Raw genomic sequence first — 23,631 nt, 5'->3', positions numbered from 1 at the left:
GCCCTACGAGCCCGGCGCCGGCAGCATCGGGTAGCTGCCCGTGTTCGTCGGCGCGTGCTCCGGCAGCCACAGCACCGCCACCGCCCCCTCGGCCGGCAGGTCTTCCGGCGCTCCGGGTGAGCGGACGTTGCGGAAGGTCAGCCGGGCGCCCAGCACCCGGGCCTGCCCGGCCGCGATGGTCAGTCCCAGCCCGTGACCGTGGCCGGAGCGGTCCTTGCTGCCGGTGCGGAAACGGCTCGGTCCCTCGGCGAGCAGGTCCTGAGGGAAGCCGGGGCCGTGGTCGCGGACGCGGATGACCCGGCCCTCGACGGTGACCTCGATGGGCGGACTGCCGTGCCGGGCGGCGTTGGCGAGCAGGTTGAACAGCACGCGCTCCAGGCGGCGCGGGTCGGTCGTGACCTCCGACTCGTGCACCACCCGCACCTTGATGTCCGGGTCCTTGGCCGCCACCCGCCGGCTGACGAACTCGCCCAGCATGATGTCCTGCAGCTCGGCCCGCTCGGACGCCCCGTCCAGCCGGGCCACCTCCAGGACGTCCTCGACCAGGGTGCGCATGGCCTTGGCCCGGTCCAGGACCAGCTCCGTCGGCCGCCCCGGCGGCAGCAGCTCGGCGGCCGTGAGCAGTCCCGTCACCGGTGTGCGCAGCTCGTGCGCGATGTCGGCGGTGACCCGCCGCTCCGCCTCCAGCCGCTGCCGCAGGGCGTCCGCCATGGCGTCCACGGCGCTCGCGAGGTCGTCGGTCTCGTCCCGGACGACCCCGCCGATGGCGTCCCGCACCCGTACGTCCGTCTCGCCCTTGGCGACCTGGTTCGCCGCTGCCGCCGCCTTGCGCAGCCGGCGCGACAGCTGGCCGCCGATGAGGACGCCGAGCGCGCTGCCGCCGAGCACGACCGCGATGGAGCCGATCACCAGTGCCTGGTCGAGGTCCATGAGGATGTCGGAGCTGCGGTCGGTGAAACCGGTGTGCAGCGACATCACATGGCCGTCCTTCAGCGGCACCGCCGCCCAGATGTCCGGCACGCCGTTCGCCCGGTCGGTGACATAGGTCGCCCGCCGGCCCGCCTCGACCTTCTCCCGCAGTTCCGCCGGCAGGTTCGGGTCGTCGAGCTCGGCGCCCGGGAAGTTCACCCGCCCGGACAGCTCGTAGTTGCGCTGGGCGATCAAGATGCGCTCGTCCGCCAGGTCGCGCGCGTTGTCCAGCATCGACACCCGGGCCGCGTTGTGCACGACCAGGCTCAGCGCGATCGCCACCAGCGCCCCGACCAGCGCGATGGCCGCGCTCAGCTTCCATCTCAGGCCCGTCCGAAGCCCCGCGCTCTCCAGCCGCGAGGCGACCAGGCGCCGCACATACCCCCGCATGGCCGGGCTCAGGCCTTCAGCTTGTAGCCGAAGCCGCGGACCGTCTCGATGCGGTCCTGGCCGATCTTCTGCCGCAGCCGCTGCACATGGACGTCGACGACGCGGGTGTCACCGCCCCAGCCGTAGTCCCACACACGCTCCAGCAGCTTGTCGCGGGAGAGGACCGTGCCCGGCGCCGAGGAGAACTCCAGCAGCAGCCGCATCTCGGTCGGTGTCAGCGCCACCGGCTGTCCGGCCCGGCGCACCTCCATGCCCTCGGTGTCGACCTCCAGGTCGCCGAAGGTCAGCACCCCGCCGGCCGCGGAGGAGGCCGACCGGTCCGCCCGGTCACCGCCGCCGGCGTGCCCGAAGCGGCGCAGCACCGCCCGTATCCGCGCGACCAGGACGGCCCCGTCGAACGGCTTGGTCACATAGTCGTCGGCGCCCGCCTCCAGGCCCAGGACCACGTCGATGGAGTCGGCGCGCGCCGACAGCATGATCACCGGCACGGTGGACTCGTCCCGGATACGACGGCACAGGCTGACGCCGTCGAGGCCGGGGACCATGACGTCCAGCAGCGCGATGTCGGGGCGGTTCGTCCGGAAGGCCTCCAGGCCCGCCAGACCGTCGGGCATGGCGGTGACCGCGAAGCCGTCCCGCTCCAGGGCGAGCTGGGTGGCCTCGCGGATGACGTCGTCGTCCTCGACGAACAGGACGTGGGTCTGGTCTGCCATCCGGGTGCTCTCAGTCCTCGTGTCTTTGTCGGGTGCGGTCACCAAGCAGGTGCGGTCACCATGCAGGTGCGGTCCACTATGCAGACGCCAGGATCGCGCCCGGCGTTCACCCCGTACATCGGTCCGTTCGGCCCGATCGGTTCACACCGCCCTCAGCCGCTCTGTGTCGGCGAGGCGTCGGGACCGACGGCGCTGCTGTAGTCGTTGCGGATGCGGTACTTCTCGACGAACCGGTCCGACGCCCAGCGATACGTGATCACGTTCTCGCCGGACGGGCTCGACACCGGGTCGCCCTCCTCGTACACCTGCTTGGTCACCACCAGATCGCCGCGGTCGATCTCCGCGTAGACCGGAGGTTCCTCGGCCTTGAACACATTCTGGTACCGGCCGCCCTCCTCGCGGTACACGTAACTGCCCACACCCACCGCGTCACCGCAGGTCAGCACATTGACGACGACGTCGTCGGCCGAGGAGCCGGTCAGGTCGCCGTAGGAGACGTCGACCGGGTACTCGTCGGCGACGCACGGCTTCAGCTCGCGCTTGACCTCCGCCGAGACCTGGGGGTCGGCCTTGACCAGCTTGACCGCGTTCACGCGGTCGGGGGTGCTGGAGGGGAACACCGAAGGGGAGGAGGTGGCGCCCGCCACCGAGTCGGCGTGGGCGGGGCCCTCGTCGCGGGCGCCGGTGCCGCCGGCGCCGCAGCCGGAGAGGAAAAGGGCGAGGGCGGCGAGCCCGGCCACCGCCGCACTCACCGCCAGAAAGCCGACGCCGTCCGCCACGGGAGCGGCCCGGGAGGGTCCGACGTCCTCGGAGCCCTCGCCCGTGCCCCCGCTGCCGGCGGCGCTCCTGCCTAGGCCGCGCAACGCTCCCGCTCCTCACGCTCCAGCGCGCGTGCGTCCAGATCGCGGGCCTCCAGCTCCTCGCGGAGCCGGGCGAGCGCCCGGTGCAGCGTGCTCTTGACCGTTCCGGCCGACATGCCGAGGGCGGCGGCCGTCTCCTCCGTGGACATCTGCTCCCAGTGTCGCAGGACGACGACGCTGCGCTGCTTGGGGGCGAGGACCTTCATGACGTCCATCAGCAGGGCGCGGTCCGCGTGCTGCTCGGTGGAGTCGTCGACCGAGGCGTCCGGGAGCTGCTCGGTCGGCACCTCCTCCAGCTTGCGGGCCCGCCACCACTCCGTCCGCGTGTTGATCATCACGCGGCGCAGGTAGGCGTCCGCCAGCCGCTTGTCCGCGATGCCCTCCCAGCGGCCGTACGTCCGCACCAGCGCCGTCTGGAGCAGGTCCTGCGCGTCCACCGGGTCAGGGACCAGACGGCGGGCACTGCGCAGCAGCGCGTCCTGCCGGGTGCGGACGTACTCCTCGAACTCGAGCACCTCGCCCTGCGACATGATCAACCGCCTCCGTTCCCCGTTTTTCTGTAGCCATCCCGCCCTCTCGGGCACGGAAATGAAGCTACGGAGGTGTTGTCACGGCGCTGTCCGAAGCAGCCTGCGGCTGGCACTCGGCTGTCCGTCGGTTGTGTAACGAAAGCAGGAACGGGGTAGAGCGCTGGCCTGGTTGGGACGCGTATGGGGTGATTTGGCGGTCCCGGGCGCCGTGACGAAGACCGCCGGCCCTGTGGGATGCCTGTCTCTCAGCTCAGCGGCAGCCGATACAGCCCGCCCGGCAGCGGCTCCACCAGACCGTCGGCGACAAGGCCGTCCAACGCGCGGGCCCGCTGGACCGGTTCGTGCCACACACGGTCCAGCGCCGCCTGCGGAACCGGCGCGTGCGCCTCCCGCAGCACGGCGAGCAGCCGGCCGCGTACCTGGCGGTCCGTGCCCGCGTACGTCTGGCCGCGGCGCGGCGGCCCGTCGTGCTCCGGCTTGCCCGCCAGCCGCCAGGCGCACTGCGCGGCGATCGGGCAGCGGTGGCACGACTCGTTCTTCGCCGTGCACACCAGCGCGCCCAGTTCCATGGAGGCGGCGGCCCAGCGGGCCGCGGTCCGTTCGTCCTCCGGCAGCAGCACACGGGCCAGCCGGCGCTCGGCGGCGGTGGTGGCGTTCGGCGGGTACTGGACGCCGGTGACGGCGCGGGCGAAGACCCGGCGGACGTTGGTGTCGAGGACGGGATGCCGCTGACCGTAGGCGAAGGAGGCCACGGCCGCGGCCGTGTACTCGCCGATGCCGGGCAGCGCGAGCAACTGCGCGTGGTCGGACGGTACGTCCCCGCCGTGCCGCTCCGTTATGGCGACGGCGGCGCCGTGCAGGCGCAGGGCACGGCGCGGATAGCCGAGCCGGCCCCAGGCGCGGACGGCCTCGCCGGGGGCCTCGGCGGCCAGGCCGGCGGGACGGGGCCAGCGGGCCATCCACTGCTCGTAGACGGGCAGGACGCGGCTGACGGGCGTCTGCTGGAGCATGAACTCACTGACCATCACCCCCCACGGCCCGGCCTCCGGGCGCCGCCACGGCAGATCGCGGGCGTGCTCGTCGAACCAGTCGATGACGGGGGCGTGCAGGTCCGCGCCGAGGGGCGGGCCGGCGGCGACGTCGGAGGAGTGGCTGTGCGGGGGCTTCGTGGGCGCAGTCATGACCTTCCGATCCTGCCACGCCGGAGCCCGCATCCGGGCGCAGCGCCACCGCGGGGCCTGGAGCAACTGACCGGAGCCGGTGCGCCCCGTATCGCACCGGCACCTACGCGAAAGCCGTGGCCACAGGTGCAAGCGCCGCGATCGCGAACGCGTGAGGCTGCCGTGACACCGAGGTTTGATGGTCACGGAACGTAGGCATCGCGCCGCCGTCGTCACGTGCTGCGATCGCCATGGGCGCGAACTGACAACAGACAGGGGCGTACGGCCTGTTTGCGGGATGATGATCCGGAAAAGTTGTGCTCCGGACGGCGGGTACGGCCAGGGAAAGCGCCGATCTCTCGTACAGTTTGCGCCGTGGGATCTCTGCGCAATCCGGTCGGGCCGCTTCCCTCCTCCATCTACTGGCGACGGAGGGCCGTACTGCTGTCTGTTCTCGCCCTGTTGGCGCTGCTGATCACGTGGATCGTGACCTCGGGCGGTGGGGGCGGCAAGGGCCACGACAACGGTGCCGACGGCAAGAATCCCGCGCCCTCCATCACACCGGGGCCGTCGAGTTCGGGGCCGGCGTTCAGTCAGGCGCCGGGCGGGCGGGACGAGACCGGGCCGGGGGACTCCAACGGGTCGGGTTCCGGGGATGGTTCGGGGGCCGGTGACGGTTCCGGTGCGGGGTCCGGCGGCGGGTCCGGGGACTCCGGCGGATCCGGCGGTTCGGGCGGTGGCGGTGGCACGGCCGGCGGGGGATCCGCGGCGGAGGGTACGACCGGTGTCGGTGCGGGGGACGCGCTTGCCGCCGGTTCCTCGTTGCCCAACTGCACCGCGGACGCGTTGAAGTTGAGCCTGCGCAGCGTCCGCAACACCTACGAGCCCGGGCAGACGCCGGCCTTCGAGCTGACCGCGCGGAACATCTCCGGCACTGACTGCAAGGTCGATCTCGGGCCGAAGAAAGCGGTGCTGACGATCACTCAGGCGAGCGACGACGACGAGTTCTGGTCGTCGGCCGACTGCCCCAAGGGAGCGGGGAGCCTGCTGTTCCGCGTGCCCGCCGACAGTGGGATCACCTACAGCGTGAAGTGGGACCGCAAGCGGTCCGCCGCGCAGTGCGCCACGCCTCCGGCGGGATCGGCCGGTGCGGGGACGTACCTGGTGGAGGCCAAGGTGCCGGGGTTCGCGAAGGTGCAGACGTCCTTCGTGCTGGAGAACGACTGACGCCGGGTGCCGTTCCGAGGAACGGCACCTGACGGCACCTTCCGGAGGCTGTGCGCCGAGGGCTAGACGTACCGCTCCAGGATCGAGGACTCCGCCAGCCGCGACAGCCCCTCCCGTACGCTGCGCGCCCGGGCCTCGCCCACGCCGTCCACCGTCTGGAGGTCGTCCACGCTGGCGGCGAGCAGTTTCTGCAGGCCGCCGAAGTGCTCGACCAGGCGGTCGATGATGGCGCCCGGCAGGCGCGGGACCTTGGCGAGGAGGCGGAAGCCGCGCGGGGACACCGCCGAGTCGAGGGTCTCGGGGGAGCCCGTGTAGCCCAGGGCACGGGCGACCGTCGGCAGTTCGAGGAGCTCGGCGTGGGTGAGGGCGTCGAGCTCGGCGAGAGCCTCGTCGACCGTGCGGGAGCGCTTGGCGGTCGGCTCGGGCACGTAGTCCCGGACGACCAGCGAGCGCTCGGGCTCCACACCGGCGATCAACTCGTCCAGCTGGAGGGCGAGGAGGCGTCCGTCCGTGCCCAGCTCGACCACGTACTCGGCGATTTCGGTGGCGATGCGGCGGACCATCTCCAGGCGCTGTGCGACCGCCGAGACGTCCCGGACGGTGACCAGGTCCTCGATCTCCAGCGCCGACAGAGTGCCCGCGACCTCGTCGAGACGGAGCTTGTAGCGCTCCAGGGTCGCCAGCGCCTGGTTGGCGCGGGACAGGATCGCCGCCGAGTCCTCCAGGACACGGCGCTGGCCGTCGACGTACAGGGCGATGAGCCGCATCGACTGGGAGACGGAGACCACCGGGAAACCGACCTGTTTGCTGACCCGGTCCGCCGTGCGGTGCCGCGTGCCCGTCTCCTCCGTGGGGATCGTCGCGTCGGGCACGAACTGCACACCCGCCCGCAGGATCTTCGACAGGTCCGAGGACAGCACGATGCCGCCGTCCAGCTTGCACAGCTCCCGCAGCCGGGTCGCCGTGAACTCGACATCCAGCACGAAGCCGCCGGTGCACATCGCCTCGACGGTCTTGTCCGAGCCGAGCACGATGAGTCCGCCGGTGTTGCCGCGGAGCACCCGCTCCAGGCCGTCACGCAGGGACGTGCCGGGTGCCACGGCACTCAGCGAGGCGCGCATCAGGCCATCGGAACCGGCACTCCCACCGGACTTTCCGGGAGCTGCTGCCCGGTCGTTGGCTGCCACTGCACTCCTCCGGTCGCAGGTTCTGGGGCGCTCCCGTTTCGCACACTCGGTTCGTACGGACGGGCGAGACCAGGGCAAAGTCTACCGGCGGTCCTCCTGCTCCCGTGGGGCCTCTCGGCGACGGGACCGCGGAAGGACCCGGAGAGCGTCCCCTATGTCCGCCACTTCCAGCACCTTCATACCGGGAGGGATCTTGCCCGGATCGCCCGGCACGAGGGCGTGCGTGAAGCCCAGGCGGTGCGCCTCCGTGAGCCGCCGCTGCACGCCCGTGACCCGTCTCACCTCGCCCGCGAGGCCGACCTCGCCGATCGCGACGAGGTTCTTCGGCAGGGGCGTGTCGCTGGCCGCGCTCGCCAGCGCGAGGGCGACCGCGAGATCGGCGGCCGGTTCGGAGAGCTTCACGCCGCCGACCGTCGCCGAGTAGATGTCCCGCTTGCCCAGGGCGCTGATCCGGCCGCGCTGCTCCAGCACCGCGAGCATCATCGAGACCCGGGAGGTCTCCAGGCCCGACGTCGTACGCCGGGGGGAGGGGATCTGCGAGTCGACCGTGAGCGCCTGGACCTCGGCCACCAGCGGGCGGCGGCCCTCCAGGGTGACGGTCAGACAGGTGCCGGGGACCGGTTCGTCACGCCGGGTCAGGAAGAGTCCGCTCGGGTCGGCGAGTCCGGTGATGCCCTCGTCGTGCAGTTCGAAGCAGCCGACCTCGTCGGTGGCGCCGTAGCGGTTCTTGACGCCCCGTACGAGCCGCAGGCGCGCGTGCCGGTCGCCCTCGAAGTGGAGGACCACGTCCACCAGGTGCTCAAGGAGGCGGGGCCCGGCGATGGCGCCGTCCTTGGTGACATGGCCCACGAGGAGGGTGGACATGCCGCGCTCCTTGGACGCCCGGATCAGCGCCCCCGCCACCTCCCGCACCTGCGCCATGCCGCCGGGCGCGCCGTCGATCTCCGGGGAGGCCACCGTCTGCACGGAGTCCAGGATCAGCAGCGACGGCTTCACCGCGTCCAAGTGGCCCAGGACCGCCGACAGATCGGTCTCGGCGGCGAGATACAGATGGTCGTCGAGGGCGTTGATGCGGTCGGCGCGCAGCCGGACCTGGCTCGCCGACTCCTCACCCGTGACGTACAAGGTGCGGTGCTCGTCACTCGCCGACTTGGCCGCCACGTCGAGCAGCAGCGTGGACTTGCCCACACCGGGCTCGCCCGCCAGGAGTACCACCGCGCCGGGGACCAGACCGCCGCCGAGCACCCGGTCCAGCTCCGGCACGCCGGTGGAACGGGCGGTGGCCTGGCGGCCGTCGACCTGGCCGATGGGCAGGGCGGAGGTGGTGACGCGGCCCGGCGTCGTCGTACGGACCGCGGGCGCGCCGTACTCCTCGACCGTGCCCCATGCCTGGCATTCGGGACAGCGGCCGAGCCACTTGGCCGTCTGCCAGCCGCACTCCGTGCAGCGGTAGGACGGCCGGTCCTTGGTGGTCTTGGTACGGGCAGCCATGGACGAAACCGTAGCCGAGGCCACTGACATCACCGCGCGGCGACCACCGACGACGACCGCGTCTCGGAGGCCAGAGAGGCGTACGCAGTGCTCCTCGACGCCGGGCTGACCGGATACCAGTCGGTGATCGACGTCGACCCGGACCAGGACCGGGCCCGCGGGTCACCCGCCGCCTCGACACCCTCGCCCGCGCCGGCGGGGGTGCCCAGCCCGCGCCTCCTGGTGCTGCTGTTCTGGGCGGGAGCCCGCGGCTGGGCGCCCCCCGTCGGCGGGGGCCTGCCGGGGACGCGGCGAGACGGGCATGCGCCGCCCGGATCCGGCGCCGGTGATCCGCCCTCCCCGGTCCCCCGGGCCCTGCTTCCGCCCCCCTCCCCGCGTCGCGCCGATGACCCGCACCGCCCCCGGAACCAACCCCTCCTGTCCCCTTATGAGGGATCGTTTCACCCGTATGGATTAAAAGTGCTGAACGGGGGAGAAGCCCCCACCCCCAGCCCCCTACGGTCACCGGATGATGAGCAGCAGTCCCGAGACCACGACCCGCACGAGCGGCGCCCACCGGCCGCAGCGGGAACCGCGTGACCGCGCCGCCGCTCGCACGCTGGTGCAGCGACCGCCCGGGCGCTACGAGCCGTATCTCGACGGCCTGTTCACCTACTGCCTGTCCGTGCTGTGCGACCACGACGCGGCCACCGCAGCCCTGGGCGACGCCCTCGCGCTCGCCGAGAAGCGCCGCGGCCCGGGCGCGGCCGGCGACCGCAGGGCCTGGCTGTACGCGCTGGCCCGCTGGGCGTGCCTGCGCAAGCTGGCCGAGGCCAAGCAGAAACGTCAGGGCACGCACGCGGCGGGACGGCACGGCGACGCGCGCCGGGGAGAGGAGCCCACCGCTCCGACCGTCTCCGAGGAGGTCCAGGAGCAGCGCCGCGACGAACTGGCCCAGCTGGCCTGGCCGGAGGCCGCCGGCACCACCCCGGAGCAGCGCGAGGCGCTCGAGCTCGCCGTGCGCCACCACCTGGCCGCCCACGAGGTCGCCGCCGTCCTCGGCATGGGCCTGGCCGCCACCCGCGACCTGCTGGCCTCCGCCGCCTGCGAGGTGGAGCGCACCCGCGCGGCCCTCGCCGTCGTCGAGACCGGCACCTGCCCGAGCGTGGCCCGCCTCACCGGCGACCACCAGCTCGTGCTCGGCGCCGCCCTGCGCCGCGAGCTCGTCCGGCACGTCGACGACTGCCCCCGGTGCCGCCGTACCGCCGAGGGCGCGATCCCCGGCCGCTGGCCCGGCACCAGCGTCACGCCCGCCGCGCTGCCCGTCCTTCCGGCGCCCCGCGCCGCCCTGCACCACGCCATGACGCACCTCCCGCGCGCGCGGGGCGCCGCACCCCGCTTCGACCGGCGTGGTTTCCCCATGGACCCCAAGGACCGCGCGGCCCGAAGGGACCGCCTACGCGCGCGTGCCGTCACGACGACCGTCATCGCCACCGTCGTGGCGGCCCCCGTCCTCGCCCTGTGGGCGGCCTACCGGGGCACCCCGGTCGGCGAGGGCGCGGGCCACTCGGCCACCGCCGGCGAGGCGCACGGACCGGACGCCCTGGACGGCGAGGCGGTGGGCGGCGGCTACGCGAACGCCGGCAACGCCAGTACCAGACCCGGCCCCCGCTTCGGAAAGGACGGCAAGGCCGACGTCTCCGTGGAGGTCATCGGCGTCACCGGAGCCGGCCGCAAGGGCGCGGGCCATCTGACGGTGACGGCCGGCCACAGCGGCGACACCACCCTCGTCACCCTCACCGCGACCGGCGCCGCCCCGGTCCACTGGTCCGCGTCCACGACCGCCCCCTGGCTCTACCTCAGCCAGTCGTCGGGAACCCTCCGCCCCGGCGAGACGCTCACGATCAAGGTGTACGTCGACCATCTGCGCGAGCCGTCCGGGTTCTGGAGCGCGCAGGTGGCCGTCTCACCCGCCGGCGCCGTCGTCTCCATCGAGGGCTACGGCACCGCGCCCGGCCCCTCCCACCCGAGCCCCCGCCCCAGCAGCCCCGGCGTCCCGCCCGCCCCGGACCCGGCGCCGACGGCATCGGCCCCCGCCGAGCCCACCCCGAGCGACCCGCCCTCGACGCCCGCCCCGGACCCGACGCCCACCGACCCGGCCCCGACGGATCCCGCGAGCCCGCCGCCCCCGCCCGGCGACGGCAGCGCTCCGAGCCCGTCGGCCTCATGACACCCGGTGGCTCAGTCCACCGGGTCCGCCGGATGCGGCGCCAGCAACGGCAGCTGCGAGGCCAGCCGCTCCTCGCACAGTTCGACCAGCCGGTCGTAGCCCGCCTTGCCCATCAGCTCGGTCAGCTCCGCCCGGTAGGACACGTACACCGGCTCGCCCGCGCCGTGCGCCGAGGTCGCCGACGTGCACCACCAGTGCAGGTCGTGGCCGCCCGGGCCCCAGCCCCGCCGGTCGTACTCACCGATCGACACCTGCAGCACCCGCGTGTCGTCGGGCCGGTCGATCCACTCGAAGGTCCGCCGGACCGGCAGCTGCCAGCACACGTCCGGCTTCGTCTCCAGCGGCTCACGGCCCTCCCGCAACGCCAGGATGTGCAGCGAGCACCCCGCCCCACCGGAGAAGCCGGGCCGGTTCTGGAAGATGCACGAGCCCTGGTACGGGCGGGTCTGCCGCTCGCCGTCCTCGTCCTCCGAGACCCAGCCGTGCGCCATGCCCTCGTCATGGTGCTGCCAGATCTCCGGCGTGAGCCTCGCCACATGCTCGGCCACCCGCTTCTCGTCGTCCTCGTCGGAGAAGTGGGCACCCAGGGTGCAGCACCCGTCGGCCGCGCGGCCCGCCTGGATGCCCTGGCAGCCGCTGCCGAAGATGCAGTTCCAGCGAGAGGTCAGCCATGTCAGATCGCAGCGGAAGACCTGCTCGTCGTCCGCCGGATCAGGGAACTCCACCCACGCGCGCGCAAAGTCGAGGCCCTTCTCGTCATCAGGGGCGTTCCTCGACTTGTCCGGTGCACTCATCTGCGAAGAACCCTTGGCGGTTTTGGCCTTCCTGGCCGCCTTGTCACTCTTTTCGTCCTTCGCCTTTTTCGTCTTTGGCACCCGTCCAGGGTAAGTCGCCCAAGGCCCGGCCCGGGACCGCTGTCCGCCCAGCTGGCAGTAGCGTTCCGTACATGAGACTCGGTGTCCTCGATGTGGGTTCGAACACGGTGCATCTGCTGGTCGTGGATGCGCACCCAGGCGCGCGCCCGTTGCCCGCGCACTCGCACAAGGCGGAGCTGCGCCTCGCCCAACTGCTCGACGAGGACGGGGCCATCGGACCCGAGGGGGTCGGCAAACTGATCTCCGTCGTCCACGAGTCGCTCCAGGCCGCCGAGGACAAGGGCGTGGAGGACCTGCTGCCGTTCGCCACCTCCGCCGTGCGCGAGGCCAGCAACGCCGACGACGTCCTCGCGCGGGTGCGGGACGAGACCGGCGTCGAGCTGAAGGTCCTCACCGGCGAGGAGGAAGCCCGGCTCACCTTCCTCGCGGCCCGCCGCTGGTTCGGCTGGTCCGCGGGCAAGCTGCTCGTCCTCGACATCGGCGGCGGCTCCCTGGAGATCGCCTACGGCATCGACGAGGAACCCGACGCCGCCGTGTCCCTGCCGCTCGGCGCGGGCCGTCTGACGGCCGGCTGGCTCCCCGGCGACCCGCCCGACCCCGACGACGTCCGGGCCCTGCGCCGGCACGTGCGTACGGAGATCGCCCGCACGGTCGGCGAATTCAGCCGGTTCGGCGCCCCCGACCACGTCGTCGCCACCTCCAAGACCTTCAAGCAGCTGGCCCGCATCACCGGTGCCGCCCGCTCCGCGGAGGGCCTGTACGTCCAGCGCGAACTCAAGCGCCAGTCCCTGGAGGCCTGGGTGCCCCGCCTGGCCGCCATGACCGCCGAGCAGCGTGCCGAGCTGCCGGGAGTCTCGGAGGGCAGGGCAGGACAGCTGCTCGCCGGGGCGCTGGTGGCCGAGGCGGCGATGGACCTCTTCGGCGTGGAGAACCTGGAGATCTGCCCATGGGCCCTGAGGGAGGGTGTGATCCTGCGACGGCTCGATCACATGCGGTCGGTATAGCGCCCCGGAAGGGGCGCGGGCCTGTGTCCTCTGCGGCTCCGCCGCGTGGCGCGATCGACCCCAGGCGACCCGCACGCGCCCGTGGCGAACACCACAACGGCGAATGGGCACCCGACCCAACCCCGTAACCTGTCCTCGTGGCAGAACCAGCGGTGCGCATCCCGGATGCGAAGGTCGCCCTGTCGACGGCCTCCGTCTACCCGGAGTCCACGGCGACGGCCTTCGAGATCGCCGCGCGCCTCGGGTACGACGGAGTCGAGGTCATGGTGTGGACCGACCCCGTCAGCCAGGACATCGAGGCGCTGCGCAGACTCAGCGACTACCACCAGATCCCGATCCTGGCCGTGCACGCCCCGTGCCTGCTCATCACGCAGCGCGTGTGGTCCACCGACCCCTGGACCAAGCTCCAGCGGGCCCAGGCGGCGGCCGAGAAGCTCGGCGCCGGCACGGTCGTCGTCCACCCGCCGTTCCGCTGGCAGCGCCAGTACGCCCGGGACTTCGTCGCCGGAATCTGGCGGATGGCGAACGAGACGGACGTACGGTTCGCCGTCGAGAACATGTACCCGTGGCGCTACCGCGACCGCGAGATGCTCGCCTACGCCCCCGACTGGGACGTGACCAAGGACGACTACCGGCATTTCACGATCGACCTCAGCCACGCCGCCACGGCCCGCACCGACGCGCTCGACATGGTCGACCGCATGGGCGACCGCCTCGGCCACGTCCACCTGGCCGACGGCCGGGGCTCGGCCAAGGACGAGCACCTCGTGCCCGGCCGCGGCACCCAGCCCTGCGCCGAGGTGCTGGAGCGGCTCGCCCTGAGCGGCTTCGACGGCCATGTCGTCATCGAGGTCAACACCCGTCGCGCGATGTCGAGCGCCGAGCGGGAGGCCGACCTGGCGGAGGCGCTGGCCTTCACACGTCTGCACCTGGCCTCGGCGGCAGGGGTGCCCCGGCGGTGAGCGACGCGACCGCGCCCGGGACCTCCCCGGCCTCCCGGCGCCGGGGCCGCCCCCCGCGTACGGAGTCCGGCGACACCCGCGACCGCATCCTGACCGCGGCCCGCGAGGAGTTCTCCGAACGCGGTTACGAGAAGACGTCCGTACGCGGCATCGCCAAGGCGGCGGGCGTGGACCCGGCGCTCGTGCACCACTACTTCGGCACCAAGGAGCAGGTCTTCGAGGCGGCCGTCGAGGTGGCCTTCGCGCCCGTGCTCAGGGCCCGGGACACCGTCCTCGAAGGCCCGCCGGACGACGTCGGAGAGCGGCTCACCCGCATGATCATCGGCCTCTGGGAGAACCCGGTGACCCGGACGCCGCTTCTCGCGATCGTCCGTTCGGCCGTGAACAACGAGGCCGCGGCCGCCGTCTTCCGCCGGCTGCTCTCCACCCAGGTGCTGCGCCGCATCGCCGACCGGCTGGACCTGCCCGACGCGGAGCTGCGCACCGAGCTGGCCGCCGCCCAGCTGGTGGGGATCGCCATGATCCGGTACGTGATCAGGGTGGAACCGCTGGCCTCGGCGGACCCGGAGCAGATCATCGCGCGGGTGGCGCCGGTGGTGCAGGGCCATCTCACCGGACGGTGAGCACCCCCCCGTACGGGATGAGACGTACATCCCGCATTCCGGACAACGTGTCCGCCCTCTGGATGACGGGCGTACGCTCGATGGCAATCAGAGATCTGTCAGCGCCCTCTGACAGAATCAAGCGCCCTCTGGCAGAACTCTCCGAAGGAGCGAGCGAAGATGCCCGAGCTGAGGTCCCGCACAGTCACCCACGGCCGCAACATGGCGGGCGCCCGCGCCCTTATGCGCGCCTCCGGTGTACCCGGTGCGGACATCGGCCGCAAGCCCATCATCGCGGTCGCCAACAGCTTCACGGAGTTCGTGCCGGGCCACACCCACCTGGCGCCGGTCGGCCGGATCGTCAGCGAGGCCGTCAAGGAGGCCGGCGGCATCCCGCGCGAGTTCAACACGATCGCCGTCGACGACGGCATCGCGATGGGCCACGGCGGCATGCTGTACTCCCTGCCCTCCCGCGACCTGATCGCGGACAGCGTGGAGTACATGGTCGAGGCGCACCGCGCCGACGCCCTGATCTGCATCTCCAACTGCGACAAGATCACCCCGGGCATGCTCAACGCGGCCCTGCGCCTGAACATCCCGACGGTCTTCGTCTCCGGCGGGCCGATGGAGTCCGGCCGCGCCACCCTCGTGGACGGCACGGTCCGCACGCTCGACCTGGTCGACGCGATCTCCGACGCCGTCAACGACAAGGTCTCGGACGAGGACATCCTCCGCATCGAGGAGAACGCCTGTCCGACCTGCGGCTCGTGTTCGGGCATGTTCACCGCCAACTCGATGAACTGCCTCACCGAGGCCATCGGCCTCTCCCTCCCCGGCAACGGCTCGGTCCTGGCCACCCACACGGCCCGCAAGGAGCTGTACGTGCGGGCCGCCGACACGGTCATGGACCTCACCCGCCGCTACTACGAGCAGGACGACGAGACGGTCCTGCCCCGCTCCATCGCCACCTTCGCGGCCTTCGAGAACGCCATGGCCCTGGACATCGCCATGGGCGGCTCGACCAACACGATCCTGCACCTGCTGGCAGCGGCCCAGGAGGCGGGCGTCCCGTTCGGCCTGGCGGAGATCGACGCGGTCTCCCGTCGCGTCCCCTGCCTGGCCAAGGTGGCTCCGAACGTCGCGAAGAACCGCACGTACTACATGGAGGACGTGCACCGCGCCGGCGGTATCCCCGCCCTCCTCGGCGAGCTGCACCGCGCGGGCCTGCTGAACGAGGACGTGCACTCCGTTCACAGCCCCTCCCTGGCCGACTGGCTGAAGACGTGGGACGTGCGCGGCGGCTCCCCGTCCGCCGAGGCGGTCGAGCTGTGGCACGCGGCCCCCGGCTGTGTCCGCTCCGCCGAAGCCTTCTCCCAGTCCGAGCGCTGGGAGGCGCTCGACGAGGACGCCGAGGGCGGCTGCATCCGCTCCGTCGAGCACGCGTACTCCAAGGACGGCGGCCTCGCGGTCCTCAAGGGCAACCTCGCGGTCGACGGCTGCGTGGTGAAGACCGCCGGCGTCGACGAGTCGATCTGGACCTTCGAAGGTCCGGCGGTCGTCTGCGAATCGCAGGAGGAGGCCGTCGAGAAGATCCTCACCCAGCAGGTCAAGGAGGGCGACGTCGTCGTCATCCGCTACGAGGGCCCCAAGGGCGGCCCGGGCATGCAGGAGATGCTCTACCCGACCTCCTACCTGAAGGGCCGCGGCCTGGGCAAGGCCTGCGCGCTGGTCACGGACGGCCGCTTCTCCGGCGGCACCTCCGGCCTCTCCATCGGCCACGCGTCCCCGGAGGCGGCCGGCGGCGGCACCATCGCCTTGGTCGAGGACGGCGACCGGATCCGCATCGACATCCCGAACCGCTCGATCGAGCTGCTGGTCGACGACGCCGAGCTGGCCCGCCGCGAGCAGGCGCTGAACGGGACGTACGCCCCGAAGAACCGCGACCGCAAGGTCTCGGCCGCGCTGCGGGCGTACGCGGCGATGGCCACCAGCGCGGACAAGGGCGCCGTGCGGGACGTCAGCAAGCTGGGCTGAGGCTCACCGGGCTCGGCCGGGCCGCCTCCTGCTCGACGGGGGCGGCCCTTTCGCGTGCGCCGGCGGCGGCCGGGGCCTACCAGACCGACGGGTCGCGTCCGTCCACCGCGAACACCGTGCCGTCGGGGGCGCCCGCGTAGACATGCCCGCTCGCGATCACAGGCTCGGGCAGGGTCGCCGGGACACGGTCCGTGTTCGTACCGAGCCGCGTGGGCGTCTGCCCGAGCAGCTTCCCGTCGCGGGCGCCGACGGCGAGGAGCCGCCCGTCGGGGGCGGTGACATACACATGCCGGCCGTCCGCGACCGGCGCGGAGCCACGGGCCAGACCCGTCTCCAGGCGCCACCGCTCCTTGCGCCCCTCCAGATCGACGGCCACGAGCGATCCGCCGGCCCCCGTGAGGTAGACCATGTTCCCGCGCACGGTGCCCTGGGGCTGGGCGACCCGCACGGGCAGCGCCACCCGCCGCACCGCCCGCGTGCCCGGCGTGTAGCGGACCACGGCCCGCGCGTCCCCGTAGACCGCGTCGACGGAGACGAACACCAGGGAGCCACCCACCGAACCGACCGGCTGCAGGCTTCCGTCCAGCCGCGCGTCCCAGCGCACCTCGCCCGTACCCGGATCCACCGCCGTCACCCGCGTGCTCGACCCGTCGCCGGAGGTGCTCACCGCGTACGCCAGCCGGTCCCCGGCGAACGACGCGAAGATCGGCATGCCGTGCCCGGGAATCCCGTGGCTCCACTTCGTGTCCCCCGAGGCACTGTCCACCCCGGTGACCGCTCCGTCGGTACCGGTGAGCAACAGCATGCCGCCGGCGCACCGCAGGCCGTTGTACGCCGCCCGGTCCCACTGCCAGCGAACCTTGCCCGAGGCCGGATCGAGCGCCTCCAGCGGCCGCCCCCGCTCCAGCGACGGCTGCACCAGCCCACCGGACACGACGGGCGGTCCGCTCGGGGGCGTCTTCGCGACCGCGTGCCGCCACAGCAGTCGGCCGTCGGCCGGGTCGAGGGCGAACACCCGCCCCGTCTGCGCACAGAGCAACTTCCCCGCACCGTAAGCACATTGGGGGACGCTCCCCTTGGACAGCGGCGTCGCCTCCCACGCGCTGAACCCGGCCGGCGCGGTCCGCGGGCTGGTGCTCTGCGCCGCCGGGTCTCCGCCGCCGAACAACTGGACCGAGGCCAGCACACCGACGACGGCCAGACCGATCGCCCCCGCTCCGAGCGCTGCCCGCATCCCGAGACGCCTCCCGAGCCGACGCTCCGGCTCCGTGACCCGCGGCTCAGGCTCCGGCGAACCGCCGGCCCCATCGGTCTCGCGCTCCTCCTCCGCCCCACCGGTCCGCTGCGCCGGTATGAACGTCTGCGTGTCGTACGAGGCCGCGACCGACCGCAGCTCCCGCATCAGCTCGTCCGGCGTGGGCCGCTCCTCCGGCTCCTTGGCGAGACAGGACCGCACCAGCGGTGCCAGTTCCTCCGGTACGCCGTGCAGGTCGGGCTCGTCGTGCACGACCTGGTAGGCCACGATGTACGGGCTGTCCGAGTCGAACGGCCCGCGCCCCGTGGCCGCGTGCACCAGCACCGACCCGAGCGCGAAGATGTCGGCGGCCGGCCCGACCTCCCGCGGCCGCCGGAACTGCTCCGGCGCCATGAACGGCGGCGTACCGATCAGCTTGCCCGTCTCGGTCCGCAGCTCGCTGTCCTTCGGCCGGGAAATGCCGAAGTCGATGACCTTCGGACCGTCCTCGGCGAGCAGCACATTGCTCGGCTTCAGATCCCGGTGCACCACCCCGACCCGGTGGATGTCCCGCAGCGCCTCCGCGAGCCCGGCCGTCAGCCGACGCAGCTGCGCGGCGTCCATCGGCCCGTTCCGCTTCACATGCTCCGACAGGGTCGGCCCCGGGATGAACTGCGTAGCCATCCACGGCCGCTCCGCCTCCGGATCGGCATCGACGACGGGCGCGGTAAAGGCACCGCTCACCCTCCGCGCCGCCCGCACCTCCTGCCGGAACCGCCCCCGGAACTCGGGATCCCTCGCGTACTGCGCGTGCACCACCTTCACCGCGAGCTTCATCCCGGAGGTACTCCGCGCGAGATGCACGACCCCCATGCCGCCCGACCCCAGACAGGACTCCAGACGGTAGTGACCGGCGTACTCGGGAAGTTCCGCTTCCGCGCCCGCTCCGGCGTTCTGCTGCGGCGCCATGGAACCACCCCCGTGCCGTTCGTCCGCGCCCGCGACGCACGGAGCCTAGTCCATGACTCGTCCCCGGCAGAGGCGGCTTGCTAGCCTCCGCGTGCGAGTCGCGCACATATGTTTCATGGCGCGTCTCATGGGAATCAACGGGACCCCATGGCAGTCATGGGTTCAACGGGGGAGGAAAAGCATGTCTGTCGATCGTGTCGACGAACTCGCGAGCGGCGAGGAGGAGGCCCTCACCGCGACGGCGACCACCACATCGCTCCGCTACTACTCGGTCGCCCCGGGCGTCCGGCTCAACGTCCGCAGCGGCCCCGGCACCGGCTACCCGATCGTCAAGGTCCTGCCCGAGGGCGCCCAGGTCGCCATCTACTGCCAGAGCCCGGGCACGACGGTCACCGGGCCCTACGGCACCACGAACATCTGGGACAACATCGCCAGCGGCCAGTTCGTCTCGGACGCGTACGTCAACACCGGCAGCGACGGCTACATCCGCCCCCGCTGCTCCTGACCCGCGCCGAGCCCGCGGCGGTGCCGGAGCCATAATCGACGCGTGAGCGACAAGACCGGCACCCCGGACACCACCGCGGGCTCCACGCCCCCCACCGGACCGCGCCCGGAGCCGATCCGTTTCTTCGGCACCACCTGGCTCCACCACGACCACGGCTACACCATCCGCCGTATCGCGGCAGCCGCCGGCTCCCTCGCCGCAGCCGTCGCCTCCTGCCTCGTCCTCCGCGCCGCCTACCAGGGCCTCCGGATCGCCGGCACCGGCGGCTTCGTCGCGCTCCTCATGGTCGTGATGTTCGCGATCTGCAGCGCACTGGCCTTCCGCCACACCTGGGACAGCTTCACCAGGCGCCCCGACCCCGACCGCCAGGCCTCCCTCCGCGGCCTGCTGGCCGTCGGCTTCGTCGGCTCCCTCCTCGCCTACTTCTGCCGCTCTCTCATCGAGGCCCCCGGCGAGAAACTCCACCGCGCCGAGTACGACCGGGCCCGCACCCAGCACGAGAACCGCTCCGCCCGCCGCACCGGCAACCCCTCGAAGAAGCGCCGCCGCGCCTAGGCCCTGTCACAGGCGCCGAAACTCCCCTCTCCGACGCTCCCACGCTTGACGGCGCCAACCCCCAGGAGCATTATTCATCACGTGATGAATAATGCTCCCGGTACACCACGCCCCGAACCGCCCCCCACCGACGACACCCCCGCCGTCCATGCCGAGGGCCTCACCGTCGTCCGAGGCTCCCGCACCGTTCTGCGCGGCCTCGACTTCTCCGTCCCCCGCGGCCAGATCACCGGCCTCCTCGGCCCCTCCGGCTGCGGCAAATCGACCCTCATGCGCGCGATCGTCGGCACCCAGGCCAAGGTGACCGGCACCCTGGACGTCCTCGGCCACCCCGCCGGCCACCCCGGCCTGCGCACCCGCATCGGCTACGTCACCCAGGCCCCCTCCGTCTACGACGACCTGACCGTCCGCCAGAACCTCGACTACTTCGCCGCGATCCTCAGCCCCGGCCTCCCCACCGCCGAACGCCGGCACGACGTCGACCGCGTCCTCGCCGACGTCGACCTCATCACCCGCGCCGACGCCCTGGCCGGCAACCTCTCCGGCGGCCAGCGCAGCCGCGTCTCCCTCGCCGTGGCCCTCCTCGGCACCCCCGAACTCCTCGTCCTCGACGAACCCACGGTCGGCCTCGACCCGGTCCTGCGCCGAGACCTGTGGAACCTCTTCCACTCCCTCGCCGCCGACCGCGGCGCCACCCTCCTCATCTCCTCCCACGTCATGGACGAGGCCGAGCGCTGCCACCGCCTCCTCCTCATGCGCGAGGGCGAGATCCTCGCCGACGACACCCCCGACGCCCTGCGCACCCGCACCGACTCCGAGACGGTCGAAGCAGCCTTCCTGCACCTGGTCGACAAAGCGATCGCAGCGGGCCGCACGAAGGAGACCACGCGATGAGCCCGACGAGCGCCCTGAACGCCTCCCGCACCACGGCCACCGCCACCCGGGTCCTGCGCCAGCTCACCCACGACCCGCGCACCATCGCGATGCTGATCCTGATCCCCTGCGTGATGCTGTTCCTGCTGCGCTACGTCTTCGACGGCAGCCCGCGCACCTTCGACAACATCGGCGCGTCCCTCCTCGGGATCTTTCCCCTGATCACCATGTTCCTGGTGACCTCGATCGCCACCCTGCGCGAACGCACCTCCGGCACCCTCGAACGCCTCCTCGCCATGCCCCTCGGCAAAGGCGACCTCATCGCGGGCTACGCCCTCGCCTTCGGCACCCTCGCGATCATCCAGTCGTCCCTCGCCACCGGCCTCGCGGTCTGGTTCCTGGGCCTGGACGTCACCGGCAGCCCCTGGCTGCTCCTCCTGGTGGCCCTGCTCGACGCGCTCCTCGGCACAGCCCTCGGCCTCTTCGTCTCGGCCTTCGCGGCCTCCGAATTCCAGGCGGTCCAGTTCATGCCCGCAGTGATCTTCCCCCAGCTCCTGCTCTGCGGCCTCTTCACTCCTCGCGAGAACATGCACCCCGTCCTGGAGGGCATCTCCGACGCCCTCCCCATGTCCTACGCCGTCGACGGCATGAACGAGGTCCTCAGGCACACGGACGTCACCGCCACCTTCCTGAGGGACGTACTGATCGTGGCCGGCTGCGCCCTGCTGGTCCTCGGCCTGGGTGCCGCGACCCTGCGACGCCGGACGGCGTGACCGACCCAGCCCGTCGGGTGCGAGGATGGACCCCGGACGACGCACCCCCGGAGGCACCCCAGCCATGACCCAGAAAGTCGCAGTCCTCGGCACCGGCAAGATCGGCGAAGCCCTGCTCAGCGGAATGATCCGGGCCGGCTGGTCCCCGGCCGACCTCATGGTCACCGCCCGCCGCCAGGAACGAGCGGAAGAACTCCGCACCCGCTACGGAGTCACCCCGGTCAGCAACCCGGAGGCCGCCAAGACCGCCGACACCCTGATCCTCACGGTCAAGCCGCAGGACATGGGCACCCTCCTCGACGAACTCGGCCCGCACGTCCCCGCCGACCGCCTGATCATCAGCGGCGCGGCAGGCATCCCCACCTCGTTCTTCGAGGAGCGCCTGGCCGAGGGCACCCCGGTCGTCCGCGTCATGACGAACACCCCCGCCCTCGTCGACGAGGCCATGTCCGTCATCTCCGCCGGCAGCCACGCCACCGCCGAACACCTCGCCCACGCCGAGGAGATCTTCGGCGCGGTCGGCAAGACCCTCCGCGTCCCCGAGTCCCAGCAGGACGCCTGCACCGCCCTCTCCGGCTCCGGCCCGGCCTACTTCTTCTACCTGGTCGAAGCCATGACCGACGCCGGCATCCTCCTCGGCCTGCCCCGCGACAAGGCCCACGACCTGATCGTCCAGTCCGCGATCGGCGCCGCGACCATGCTCCGCGACAGCGGCGAACACCCGGTCAAGCTCCGCGAGAACGTCACCTCCCCCGCGGGCACGACCATCAACGCCATCCGCGAACTGGAGAACCACGGCGTACGGGCCGCCCTCATCGCCGCCCTCGAAGCCGCCCGCGACCGCAGCCGCGAACTCGCCTCCGGCAACAACTGACCGAACGCCGCCCCCGACGAGACGGGGGCGGCACACCGCAGCTACCGGGCCACCGTCACACCCGTACCAGCGGCCGCCGGCAACAACCCGATCGCCCGATAAGCGGCATCCACGGTCGGCCGGGACATCGCCCGAGCCCTCTCCGCACCATCCCGCAGCACCCCCTCCACATAACCGGGATCCGCGCACAACTCCTTGTGCCTCTCCTGCACGGGCCTCAGCACCTCCACCACGGCCTCGGCGGTGTCCTTCTTCAGGGCGCCGTAGGACTCGTACACACCGCTCAGCTCCGAGGGGTCCCCACCCGTACAGGCAGCCAGAATCTCCAGCAGATTCGCCACTCCCGGCCGCGCCTCCCGGTCGTACCCGACCTCCCGCCCGCTGTCGGTCACGGCCCGCATGACCTTCTTCCGCACCACGTCGGGCTCGTCGAGCAGATAGACGATCCCCGGACCGACGTCCTCGCTCTTCCCCATCTTCGACGTCGGATCCTGCAGATTCATCACCCGCGCCGCCACCGCCGGACGCGTGGCCCGAGGCACCACGAACGTATGCCCGTACCGCTGGTTGAACCGCACCGCCAGATCCCGCGTCAACTCCACATGCTGGGTCTGGTCGTCCCCCACCGGCACCTCATCCGCCCCGTACGCCAGGATGTCCGCCGCCATCAGCACCGGATACGTGAGCAACGACAGCCGCACGCTCCCACCCCGCGCCCGCTCCCGCGCGGCCTTCTCCTTGTACTGGATCATCCGCCGCGTCTCACCGTCGGTCGCCACACACTCCAGCAGGTACGACAGCCGTGCGTGCTCGTCCACATGACTCTGCACGAAGAGGGTGCACAACTCCGGATCCAGCCCCGCCGCCAGCAGCAGCGACGCCGCCTGCCGACTCAGCCGCCGCACCCGCGCCGGATCGTGCTCCACCGTCAGGGCATGCAGATCGACGATGCAGAACAGCGCGTCGGCCTGGTGCTGATCGACGGCAGCCCACCGCCGCATGGCCCCCAGGTAGTTCCCCAGCGTCAGATGCCCGGTCGGCTTGACCCCACTGAACACCCGCGTCATCTTCTCCACCTCCTGGATGAGGACCGCCGCTTCCCGCCGGCCGCCCTTCCGAGGAGGGAGATACGAGAACGGCCGCCGAGGCGGCGGCCGTTGAGTACATACGTGAGTACGGCCGCCGTCAGGCGGCCCACCACAGCTGGGTGCACGTACGCGTCTTCATACACATCAGCGTACGCCTCCAGAGGGCCCTCGGGACCTGAGTTGACACGCCCCTACCCGATCCGTAGTGTTCTCCGGGTTGTCCGACGTGAGCGCCGACTCCGGTCGGTCCCCGGGCAGCCATTCCGCAAGTACTACCCAACAATCGACGACCTGTCGTTGTGCGCTGGCGTGTCTTTGGCATGCGTATTTGCGAAATGAGGAATCCGCGTTCGAAAGGACGCAGCCCCCGATTAGGTCGGGAGCCAGGAATCCGCTAAAGTCTCACTCGTCGGAACGGCCCAACGGCCGCGAAGACAAACCCCGCTGACTGGGGATCAGGCCCGAAAGGATCTGATAGAGTCGGAAACACCGAAGGGAAGCGCCCGGAGGAAAGCCCGAGAGGGTGAGTACAAAGGAAGCGACCGTT

At 71.9% G+C, this 23,631-nt stretch carries 21 protein-coding genes; 11 read left to right on the top strand and 10 right to left on the bottom strand.

The features are described from left to right. Positions 1-3: 3 nt before the first annotated feature. The 5 genes from cseC to NW895_RS23580 all read right to left on the bottom strand — a co-directional run bounded on the left by cseC (position 4) and on the right by NW895_RS23580 (position 4,643). Complete coding sequence (cseC, locus tag NW895_RS23600) at positions 4-1,359, bottom strand: two-component system sensor histidine kinase CseC (protein WP_289937851.1); 1,356 nt, start codon at positions 1,357-1,359, stop codon at positions 4-6. Between the two features lie 8 nt (positions 1,360-1,367). Then, positions 1,368-2,072, bottom strand: a complete 705-nt coding sequence (cseB, locus tag NW895_RS23595) for a two-component system response regulator CseB (RefSeq protein ID WP_289937850.1) — start codon at positions 2,070-2,072, stop codon at positions 1,368-1,370. 152 nt (positions 2,073-2,224) lie between these two features. Then, positions 2,225-2,830, bottom strand: coding sequence for a hypothetical protein (locus tag NW895_RS23590; protein ID WP_289938312.1), 606 nt, complete (start codon positions 2,828-2,830; stop codon positions 2,225-2,227). A 92-nt stretch (positions 2,831-2,922) separates the two neighbouring features. Beyond that, positions 2,923-3,462, bottom strand: a complete 540-nt coding sequence (locus NW895_RS23585; RefSeq protein ID WP_289937849.1) for a SigE family RNA polymerase sigma factor — start codon at positions 3,460-3,462, stop codon at positions 2,923-2,925. A 245-nt stretch (positions 3,463-3,707) separates the two neighbouring features. Then, the gene (locus NW895_RS23580) at positions 3,708-4,643 is read right to left on the bottom strand and encodes an A/G-specific adenine glycosylase (RefSeq protein ID WP_289937848.1); all 936 of its coding nucleotides are present in this window, start codon (positions 4,641-4,643) and stop codon (positions 3,708-3,710) included. Positions 4,644-4,997: 354 nt separating this feature from the next. On the opposite strand from NW895_RS23580, the gene NW895_RS23575 reads away from it, so the two are divergent. After that, positions 4,998-5,849, top strand: a complete 852-nt coding sequence (locus tag NW895_RS23575; RefSeq protein WP_289937847.1) for a hypothetical protein — start codon at positions 4,998-5,000, stop codon at positions 5,847-5,849. Between the two features lie 62 nt (positions 5,850-5,911). Here NW895_RS23575 and disA read toward each other — a convergent pair whose 3' ends face one another. Both disA and radA read right to left on the bottom strand, forming a co-directional pair. Continuing rightward, entirely contained in the window at positions 5,912-7,036 is a 1,125-nt protein-coding gene (gene disA / locus NW895_RS23570) for a DNA integrity scanning diadenylate cyclase DisA (RefSeq protein ID WP_289937846.1), read from the bottom strand. 81 nt (positions 7,037-7,117) lie between these two features. Next, positions 7,118-8,527, bottom strand: coding sequence for a DNA repair protein RadA (radA, locus tag NW895_RS23565; protein WP_289937845.1), 1,410 nt, complete (start codon positions 8,525-8,527; stop codon positions 7,118-7,120). A 508-nt stretch (positions 8,528-9,035) separates the two neighbouring features. Here radA and NW895_RS23560 point away from each other — a divergent pair. After that, positions 9,036-10,736, top strand: a complete 1,701-nt coding sequence (locus NW895_RS23560; RefSeq protein WP_289937844.1) for a hypothetical protein — start codon at positions 9,036-9,038, stop codon at positions 10,734-10,736. Positions 10,737-10,747: 11 nt separating this feature from the next. Here the strand turns inward: NW895_RS23560 and NW895_RS23555 are convergent, their stop codons facing one another. Next, positions 10,748-11,611 carry a hypothetical protein gene (locus tag NW895_RS23555; protein ID WP_289937843.1) on the bottom strand — a complete coding sequence of 288 codons (864 nt, stop codon included), beginning with the start codon at positions 11,609-11,611 and terminating at the stop codon, positions 10,748-10,750. A 71-nt stretch (positions 11,612-11,682) separates the two neighbouring features. On the opposite strand from NW895_RS23555, the gene NW895_RS23550 reads away from it, so the two are divergent. From NW895_RS23550 to ilvD, 4 genes are all read left to right on the top strand, one after another. After that, positions 11,683-12,615 carry a Ppx/GppA phosphatase family protein gene (locus NW895_RS23550; protein ID WP_289937842.1) on the top strand — a complete coding sequence of 311 codons (933 nt, stop codon included), beginning with the start codon at positions 11,683-11,685 and terminating at the stop codon, positions 12,613-12,615. Between the two features lie 137 nt (positions 12,616-12,752). Continuing rightward, positions 12,753-13,577: a sugar phosphate isomerase/epimerase gene (locus NW895_RS23545; RefSeq protein ID WP_289937841.1), complete on the top strand. Its 825-nt coding sequence runs from the start codon at positions 12,753-12,755 to the stop codon at positions 13,575-13,577. Then, positions 13,574-14,200 (top strand): TetR family transcriptional regulator, encoded by a 627-nt coding sequence (locus NW895_RS23540; RefSeq protein ID WP_289937840.1) that lies wholly within the window; start codon positions 13,574-13,576, stop codon positions 14,198-14,200. Before NW895_RS23545 ends, NW895_RS23540 begins: the two co-directional genes overlap by 4 nt. A 159-nt stretch (positions 14,201-14,359) precedes the next feature. Continuing rightward, the gene (gene ilvD / locus NW895_RS23535) at positions 14,360-16,213 is read left to right on the top strand and encodes a dihydroxy-acid dehydratase (protein ID WP_289937839.1); all 1,854 of its coding nucleotides are present in this window, start codon (positions 14,360-14,362) and stop codon (positions 16,211-16,213) included. Between the two features lie 76 nt (positions 16,214-16,289). Here ilvD and NW895_RS23530 read toward each other — a convergent pair whose 3' ends face one another. Further along, a complete protein-coding gene (locus NW895_RS23530; protein WP_289937838.1) occupies positions 16,290-18,416 on the bottom strand; it encodes a serine/threonine-protein kinase in 2,127 nt (708 codons plus the stop codon). Between the two features lie 181 nt (positions 18,417-18,597). Between NW895_RS23530 and NW895_RS23525 the strand changes: the two genes are divergently transcribed. The 5 genes from NW895_RS23525 (at position 18,598) to proC (ending at position 21,996) form a co-directional block, all read left to right on the top strand. After that, entirely contained in the window at positions 18,598-18,921 is a 324-nt protein-coding gene (locus NW895_RS23525) for an SH3 domain-containing protein (RefSeq protein ID WP_289937837.1), read from the top strand. Between the two features lie 42 nt (positions 18,922-18,963). Continuing rightward, positions 18,964-19,476 (top strand): EamA/RhaT family transporter, encoded by a 513-nt coding sequence (locus tag NW895_RS23520; RefSeq protein ID WP_289937836.1) that lies wholly within the window; start codon positions 18,964-18,966, stop codon positions 19,474-19,476. A gap of 84 nt (positions 19,477-19,560) precedes the next feature. After that, positions 19,561-20,370, top strand: a complete 810-nt coding sequence (locus NW895_RS23515) for an ABC transporter ATP-binding protein (RefSeq protein WP_289937835.1) — start codon at positions 19,561-19,563, stop codon at positions 20,368-20,370. Further along, complete coding sequence (locus NW895_RS23510; protein ID WP_289937834.1) at positions 20,367-21,122, top strand: ABC transporter permease; 756 nt, start codon at positions 20,367-20,369, stop codon at positions 21,120-21,122. Before NW895_RS23515 ends, NW895_RS23510 begins: the two co-directional genes overlap by 4 nt. A gap of 64 nt (positions 21,123-21,186) precedes the next feature. Further along, positions 21,187-21,996 (top strand): pyrroline-5-carboxylate reductase, encoded by an 810-nt coding sequence (proC, locus tag NW895_RS23505; protein ID WP_289937833.1) that lies wholly within the window; start codon positions 21,187-21,189, stop codon positions 21,994-21,996. Between the two features lie 41 nt (positions 21,997-22,037). On the opposite strand, the gene trpS is transcribed toward proC, so the two are convergent. Further along, the gene (trpS, locus tag NW895_RS23500) at positions 22,038-23,063 is read right to left on the bottom strand and encodes a tryptophan--tRNA ligase (protein ID WP_289937832.1); all 1,026 of its coding nucleotides are present in this window, start codon (positions 23,061-23,063) and stop codon (positions 22,038-22,040) included. Positions 23,064-23,631 lie beyond the last annotated feature (568 nt).

The sequence above is a fragment of the Streptomyces sp. S.PNR 29 genome (assembly GCF_030386795.1).
Lineage (GTDB): Bacteria > Actinomycetota > Actinomycetes > Streptomycetales > Streptomycetaceae > Streptomyces.
The sequence above is the reverse complement of the archived record's forward strand: the minus strand, read 5'-3'. Positions and strand labels throughout refer to the sequence as shown.

Bases quoted from the DNA above. Each gene is read 5' to 3' on its own strand.
- trpS (WP_289937832.1), bottom strand. From the start codon at position 23,063: ATGACGCGGGTGTTCAGTGGGGTCAAGCCGACCGGGCATCTGACGCTG.
- cseB (WP_289937850.1), bottom strand. From the start codon at position 2,072: ATGGCAGACCAGACCCACGTCCTGTTCGTCGAGGACGACGACGTCATC.
- NW895_RS23515 (WP_289937835.1), top strand. From the start codon at position 19,561: ATGAATAATGCTCCCGGTACACCACGCCCCGAACCGCCCCCCACCGAC.
- NW895_RS23530 (WP_289937838.1), bottom strand. From the start codon at position 18,416: ATGGCGCCGCAGCAGAACGCCGGAGCGGGCGCGGAAGCGGAACTTCCC.
- NW895_RS23510 (WP_289937834.1), top strand. From the start codon at position 20,367: ATGAGCCCGACGAGCGCCCTGAACGCCTCCCGCACCACGGCCACCGCC.
- NW895_RS23560 (WP_289937844.1), top strand. From the start codon at position 9,036: ATGATGAGCAGCAGTCCCGAGACCACGACCCGCACGAGCGGCGCCCAC.
- NW895_RS23585 (WP_289937849.1), bottom strand. From the start codon at position 3,462: ATGTCGCAGGGCGAGGTGCTCGAGTTCGAGGAGTACGTCCGCACCCGG.
- proC (WP_289937833.1), top strand. From the start codon at position 21,187: ATGACCCAGAAAGTCGCAGTCCTCGGCACCGGCAAGATCGGCGAAGCC.
- NW895_RS23550 (WP_289937842.1), top strand. From the start codon at position 11,683: ATGAGACTCGGTGTCCTCGATGTGGGTTCGAACACGGTGCATCTGCTG.
- NW895_RS23580 (WP_289937848.1), bottom strand. From the start codon at position 4,643: ATGACTGCGCCCACGAAGCCCCCGCACAGCCACTCCTCCGACGTCGCC.
- cseC (WP_289937851.1), bottom strand. From the start codon at position 1,359: ATGCGGGGGTATGTGCGGCGCCTGGTCGCCTCGCGGCTGGAGAGCGCG.
- ilvD (WP_289937839.1), top strand. From the start codon at position 14,360: ATGCCCGAGCTGAGGTCCCGCACAGTCACCCACGGCCGCAACATGGCG.
- radA (WP_289937845.1), bottom strand. From the start codon at position 8,527: ATGGCTGCCCGTACCAAGACCACCAAGGACCGGCCGTCCTACCGCTGC.
- NW895_RS23525 (WP_289937837.1), top strand. From the start codon at position 18,598: ATGTCTGTCGATCGTGTCGACGAACTCGCGAGCGGCGAGGAGGAGGCC.